Raw genomic sequence first — 6051 nt, forward strand, 5'->3', positions numbered from 1 at the left:
AGAAGCCTGTATGCTCTTAGCATACAGGCAAATTAGTATTAGTTGATTTTATTGCCTGGTGTAAACCATTCACGTTTGGAATTTAAAAGATCGGCCGCGGGCATTGCTTTTTTGCCAGATGGCTGCAACTGAGTGATATTTAGTATTCCATCGGCAGTCGCAATTTGGATGCCTTTTTTATCTGCGCTGATAATTGTTCCAGGAGCTTGATCAGTTTGTTCTGTGATGGCTTCTGCTTGCCAGATCTTAATGGGGTGATCATCTATTAAGAAGAAGCTCATCGGCCAAGGGTTGAAAGCACGAACACAACGTTCAAGCTGGATTGCTGATAAATTCCAATCTACTTTTGCTTCATCTTTGCTCAGTTTTTCAGCGTATGTCGCAAGAGAACTATCTTGAGCTTCAGGCTGGCATTTTCCCGATGTGATTAAATTTAAGGTATCAAGTAAAGCTTCAGGACCAATATTGGCAAGTTTTTCATATAAGCTGGCACTGGTATCTTCATTTTTAATTGGGCAAATGGCTTTCAACAGCATATCACCAGTATCAAGCCCAGCATCCATTTGCATGATCGTCACGCCAGTTTCTTGATTTCCTGCCCAAATTGAGCGTTGGATAGGAGCAGCTCCACGCCAGCTAGGTAACAATGAACCGTGGACATTCAGACATCCCAAACGAGGAATATCTAATACGGTTTGGGGAAGAATCAGCCCATATGCAACAACGATCATAATATCGGCTTTCTGTTCTATGACCCACTGCTGGCTTTCTTCTGCACGTAAGGTTGTTGGCTGGAAAACAGGAATGCCATGTTCTTCAGCCAATACCTTTACAGGACTTGGTGTCAGTTTCTTACCTCTTCCTGCCGGTTTATCTGGTCGAGTGAGCACTCCAACAACTTGATGTTGAGAGCTTAATAAAGCAGTCAAATGGCGGGCCGCGAAATCAGGGGTTCCGGCAAAAATAATACGTAAAGAATCAGACACTGTTATTTCCTGCAATGATAAAATTTATTTGCTTTTGGCTCTCAGACGGTCAATTTTTTCAACTTTCTGACGGATGCGTTGGCGTTTCAATGGGGAGAGATAATCGACAAAAAGTTTACCGACTAAGTGATCCATTTCATGTTGAATACAAATTGCCAACAGACCATCCGCTTTGAATTCAAATGGCTGGCCGTTATAATCTAAAGCCTTAATTCTTACTTTCTCAAAACGTGGTACAAATCCACGCTGTTCTGGAACTGATAGACAACCTTCTTCTATTCCTGTTTCACCAGACTCATCAACTAACTCTGGATTAATAAGGACAAGGCGTTGCTCACGATCCTCAGAGACATCTATGACAATAATTCTTTGATGAATATCGACTTGTGTTGCTGCTAAACCAATACCTTCTTCTGCATACATCGTTTCAAACATATCATCAATGATACGTTGGATTTCTGCATCGACTTTTTCTACTGACTTTGCAATTGTGCGAAGTCGTTCGTCTGGATAATGTAATACTTGTAAAACTGACATATGTGTTTAGAACTGCTTCCAAAAAGTGAGTAATAATTGCTGCCTATTCTAGACATTTCCCGTTTAGATTGACAGTATTGGACATAAAATAATCATGCGGAAGTTACCTTCACTCAGGTCAGGATGACAATATGGAAGCAATGGAAATGTGGTTGCGAATGAAAATGGTCTCTCATCTTTCAACAGCAAAGGCTATGTTCATTATGGAGCGCCTGTTACACGCGAAGAATTGCAGCACCACTTTTCTTAAAGAATGTGGTTTGTCACCTACGCAATGTTTGCAATTTATGAAGGCTAACTCTGCCACACTGATATCGGCTTTCACTTGGTTGGAACAACCGAATAACCATTTATTGACAGTCTTTCACCCTGGATATCCTCCTTTATTAAAACAGATACATTCACCACCTCTTGTACTTTTTGTCACGGGTGATGTATCGCTCCTGTCCCAAAAACAAATTTCCATGGTTGGCAGCAGAACAGCAACTTTCTATGGTGAAAAGTGGGGCAAAACCTTTGCTAGTGAATTAGCTAGAAACAACCTGATCATAACTAGTGGCTTGGCAATTGGTATTGATGGTATTTGCCATCAGGCAACATTAGATTCAGGTGGAAAAACTATTGCTGTACTTGGTAGTGGGCTTGACAATATTTACCCCACTCGTCATCAGGCTCTGGCTCATCGCATTAAAGAAAATGGCGCATTGGTCTCTGAATTTTTTCCTGATACGCCGCCCAAAGCTAAAAATTTTCCAAGACGAAATCGGATTATTAGTGGATTGAGTTTGGCTCTTCTTATTGTGGAGGCTCATAAAAATAGTGGATCACTAATTACGGCACGCTGTGCTCTTGAACAAGGGAGGGATATTTTTGCATTACCCGGCCCGCTAGGTGCTCCTTCAAATGAGGGTAACCATTGGTTAATTAAGCAAGGGGCTTATCTGGTAACAAGTGTGATAGATATAATGGAGCATATTAACTCATCGTTTCAATGGATTAGCTTTGAAGGAAAAGCGGAAGAAAAGGATAGTGAACAATTTGCACAAACAGAGTTGCCATTTGCGGATGTGCTGGTTAACGTAGGTAACGATGTTACACCTATTGATGTGATCGCTCAGCGTTCTTCCCTTCCTATTACAGAAGTCATGACCAAGTTACTGGACTTAGAGCTTATGGGAAAAGTTGCCGTTGTTGCTGGTGGATATGTCCGAACCAATTAATCTATTTAATTTGTATTTTTTTCCAACGTTATGATGGCTGGTATTTAGCGAGTGAAATATGTCTAAGAAAGTTCCCTTTGCTATAAAAGAAACAGAATACTGCCCTGAGTGTGGTGCTGAGTTAGTCATCCGTAATGGATCACATGGTCTATTTTATGTATGTTCTGGTTACCCATCCTGCAATTATCTGCGTCCTTTGAAATCACAGGGTGATGGGCACATTGTAAAAGAATTGGATGGACAGACCTGTCCAGCATGTGGTTTTACTTTGGTCTTACGGCAAGGGCGTTATGGCATGTTTATTGGTTGTAGTCATTATCCTGAGTGTGGGCATACAGAGTTGATTGATAAACCAGACGATACATCAATTAATTGCCCTCAATGCCAACAAGGAAAGTTATTTCAGCGTAAATCTCGTTTTGGAAAAACATTTCATTCCTGTAGCCGTTATCCCGATTGCCAATTTGCGCTTAACAATAAGCCGGTGCCGGGAGAATGTATGTTTTGCCACTATCCATTGTTAATGGAAAAACGCACTTCCCAAGGTATAAAATTATTTTGTGCCAGTAAATTGTGTAGTAAACAACAATTCAATGAAATTGAGAAAGAAAATGAGTAACGAAATCTCACCTGCATTTGATGCAATTATCACGGCTTTAAAAGAAGAAAAAGTTATTGCCTATCCAACAGAGGCTGTTTTTGGATTAGGGTGTGATCCCGATAGTGAGAACGCAGTACAAGAGCTTTTAGCGTTGAAAAAACGCTCTTGGGAAAAAGGCCTAATTCTTATTGCTGATAATTATGAGCGGCTATGCCCCTATATTGACGATGAGCAATTGAGCGATATACAAAAGGAAACCATATTTTCCTCTTGGCCTGGTCCTGTTACATGGGTTATACCAGCAAAAAAAACAACACCAAAATGGTTAACAGGTAAGTTTTCAACGTTGGCGGTTCGAGTTACTACCCATCCTTTGGTTAAGCAATTATGTTCTGGTTATGAAAAACCACTTGTGTCGACCAGTGCTAATCTAAGCGGGTTAGAACCATGCCGGAGTGTGGAAGAAGTGCGCCGGCAATTTGGGAATCGTGTCCCGATTTTGGAAGGAGAAGTAGGGGGGCGCAAAAACCCATCGGAAATCAGAGACGCTTTAACGGGTAAATTATATCGGCAAGGGTAAAAAATCATGGATAACTTCGCGGTCTTTGGTAACCCAATTGAACATAGTAAATCCCCTTATATTCATCGATTGTTTGCTGAACAGACAGGTATTGATCATCAATATGGGAAAATATTTGCTCCAATAGAAAGCTTTGAACAAACTTTAGCTCATTTTTTTGCACAGGGTGGTTTGGGAGCTAATATCACCGTCCCTTTCAAAGAAAGAGCTTACCAATGTTCAGATGAGTTGACTGAGCGGGCAAGGATTAGTGGTGCCGTCAATACATTAAAATTGGTCGGCGGAAACCAACTTCTTGGTGATAATACTGATGGGATTGGGTTACTGGTGGATCTACAACGGCTCAATTTCATTGCTCCGGGACAAAGGATCTTGATTATTGGTGCGGGGGGGGCTGCGAAAGGAATAATCTCTCCTTTGCTCTCATTGGGGTGTTCCGTCACTATCACTAATCGTACTTTTGAGCGAGCTCAACTAATTGCGAATAAATTTTCTCTATTAGGTGATATCCAGTCTATTGAAATGGAAACACTTATTTCTCCAGACTTTGATATCGTCATTAATGCAACGGCTTCAGGCCTTGATGGAGAAATTCCTGCGATATCACCGTTACTTTTTCAAAATAATAGCATTTGTTATGACATGTATTATCAGTATGGGTTAACACCTTTCCTCAGTTTTGCTGATCAAAATGGAGCTTCACGTTTAGCTGATGGTTTAGGAATGTTGGTGGGGCAAGCTGCTCACGCTTTTGAATTGTGGCATGGGGTATTTCCTGAAATAGAACCTGTTTTAACTGCTTTAAGGCGAGAATTACACTCATGAATCAATCAATTCAATTTCCTGATCGTGAAGAATGGGATGAGGACGGGAATAAAGTGATATTTCCAGCAATGGTAGATGGTCTGCTGGTGGAATGTGTGATTAGTGCCGATGAAATTATTGCGCGTTATGGTAAAGCTCATCACCCACTCGTTCTGTTTCGTCAACACCGCTGGGATCTGGAAGAGGAGTTTGAAACGATTATTTTGAGTGGGCATGATGATCAGTTTGGGCGTTATTCTTTGCTTTCAGATTGTGCCGCTAAGTAATTGTCTTTCCAGTTGGCGTAATTATTAGAAGAATAAAGCAACCCTTCTAATTCTTCAGGTTTGAGTTTTCTCACTTGTTTGGCAGGGCTACCTACGTAGAGATATCCGCTTTCTAGCCTTTTTCCTGGGGGAATTAGGCTACCAGCTCCGATGATTACATCATCTTCAATAATGGCACCATCAAGAACAATAGATCCCATACCAACCAATACTCGATTTCCTATCTTACATCCATGCAGCATTGCTTTATGGCCCACAGTGACATCTGCTCCAATTATTAGTGGGTAACCATCAGGGTTATCATTAGATTTGTGAGTTACGTGCAAAACAGAACCATCTTGAATATTTGTGCGAGAACCAATGGAGACATGATTCACATCTCCACGGATAACTACTAGAGGCCAGATACTTACATCATCTGCCAATCTGACATCTCCAATCACAACAGAAGAAGGATCTAAAAGAACTTTTTGACCAATTTGAGGATAGAAATTTAAGTATTGACGTAAAACAGTGGACATAAAAGACCTCAGCAGTAAGAACGAATAACAATTGATAGAAATATTATTGAGGAAAATATCACCATGCAATCAAAAAATTTGTTTTAATTTTGGGCTAATTGAATGGTTTTTATATAATAAAGGGCAAAAAACACTCGATTGAAAATAAAATGCAAAAAAACTATTGTCAGCGCCGTAAAACTCCCTATAATGCGCCACCACTGACCGACGCTGAGCTGACACAAGCCGCTGAGGAAAGGGGGAGAAAAGTGAAAATAAACACTTGACTCCGGAGGCGAAAAGCGTAAGATACGCAGCCTCGCAACCCGGAAGAGACTTCCGGTTGCCAACGCTCTTTAACAAATTAATCAGACAATCTGTGTGGGCACTCGCAGGACACTATCTCCGCCGAAAGGCGAAAAGAGATTAAGTCTTGAAGAGTGACTGAACAGTTAATTCATTACGAACTAACAACAGTTTAATTCTTTGAGCATCAAACCTTTAATTGAAGAGTTTGATCATGGCTCAGATTGAAC

General features: G+C 40.8%; 8 protein-coding genes. 5 read left to right on the forward strand and 3 right to left on the reverse strand.

The annotated features are described in order from the left end of the window. Window positions 1-38: 38 nt before the first annotated feature. Together fmt and def are read right to left on the reverse strand one after the other, a co-directional pair. Window positions 39-986, reverse strand: coding sequence for a methionyl-tRNA formyltransferase (fmt, locus tag AAC854_RS12230; protein WP_340617332.1), 948 nt, complete (start codon window positions 984-986; stop codon window positions 39-41). Between the two features lie 24 nt (window positions 987-1010). After that, window positions 1011-1523, reverse strand: a complete 513-nt coding sequence (gene def, locus AAC854_RS12235) for a peptide deformylase (RefSeq protein WP_340617333.1) — start codon at window positions 1521-1523, stop codon at window positions 1011-1013. 131 nt (window positions 1524-1654) lie between these two features. Here def and dprA point away from each other — a divergent pair, with 131 nt between their 5' ends. The 5 genes from dprA to AAC854_RS12260 are packed head-to-tail and all read left to right on the forward strand — an operon-like array spanning window position 1655 to window position 5015. Continuing rightward, window positions 1655-2743 carry a DNA-protecting protein DprA gene (dprA, locus tag AAC854_RS12240; RefSeq protein WP_340617334.1) on the forward strand — a complete coding sequence of 363 codons (1089 nt, stop codon included), beginning with the start codon at window positions 1655-1657 and terminating at the stop codon, window positions 2741-2743. Between the two features lie 58 nt (window positions 2744-2801). Then, entirely contained in the window at window positions 2802-3362 is a 561-nt protein-coding gene (locus tag AAC854_RS12245) for a DNA topoisomerase family protein (RefSeq protein WP_340617335.1), read from the forward strand. Continuing rightward, window positions 3355-3924 carry an L-threonylcarbamoyladenylate synthase type 1 TsaC gene (tsaC, locus tag AAC854_RS12250; protein ID WP_340617336.1) on the forward strand — a complete coding sequence of 190 codons (570 nt, stop codon included), beginning with the start codon at window positions 3355-3357 and terminating at the stop codon, window positions 3922-3924. The genes AAC854_RS12245 and tsaC overlap by 8 nt, the downstream gene beginning before the upstream one ends. Before the next feature lie 6 nt (window positions 3925-3930). Next, the gene (aroE, locus tag AAC854_RS12255) at window positions 3931-4749 is read left to right on the forward strand and encodes a shikimate dehydrogenase (RefSeq protein WP_340617337.1); all 819 of its coding nucleotides are present in this window, start codon (window positions 3931-3933) and stop codon (window positions 4747-4749) included. Next, a complete protein-coding gene (locus AAC854_RS12260; protein ID WP_340617338.1) occupies window positions 4746-5015 on the forward strand; it encodes a DUF1488 family protein in 270 nt (89 codons plus the stop codon). The genes aroE and AAC854_RS12260 overlap by 4 nt, the downstream gene beginning before the upstream one ends. On the opposite strand, the gene AAC854_RS12265 is transcribed toward AAC854_RS12260, so the two are convergent. Continuing rightward, window positions 4982-5536, reverse strand: a complete 555-nt coding sequence (locus AAC854_RS12265) for a gamma carbonic anhydrase family protein (protein WP_340617339.1) — start codon at window positions 5534-5536, stop codon at window positions 4982-4984. The two genes, AAC854_RS12260 and AAC854_RS12265, sit on opposite strands and share 34 nt — an antisense overlap. Window positions 5537-6051 lie beyond the last annotated feature (515 nt).

Source organism: Xenorhabdus entomophaga, assembly GCF_037996725.1.
GTDB lineage: Bacteria > Pseudomonadota > Gammaproteobacteria > Enterobacterales > Enterobacteriaceae > Xenorhabdus > Xenorhabdus khoisanae.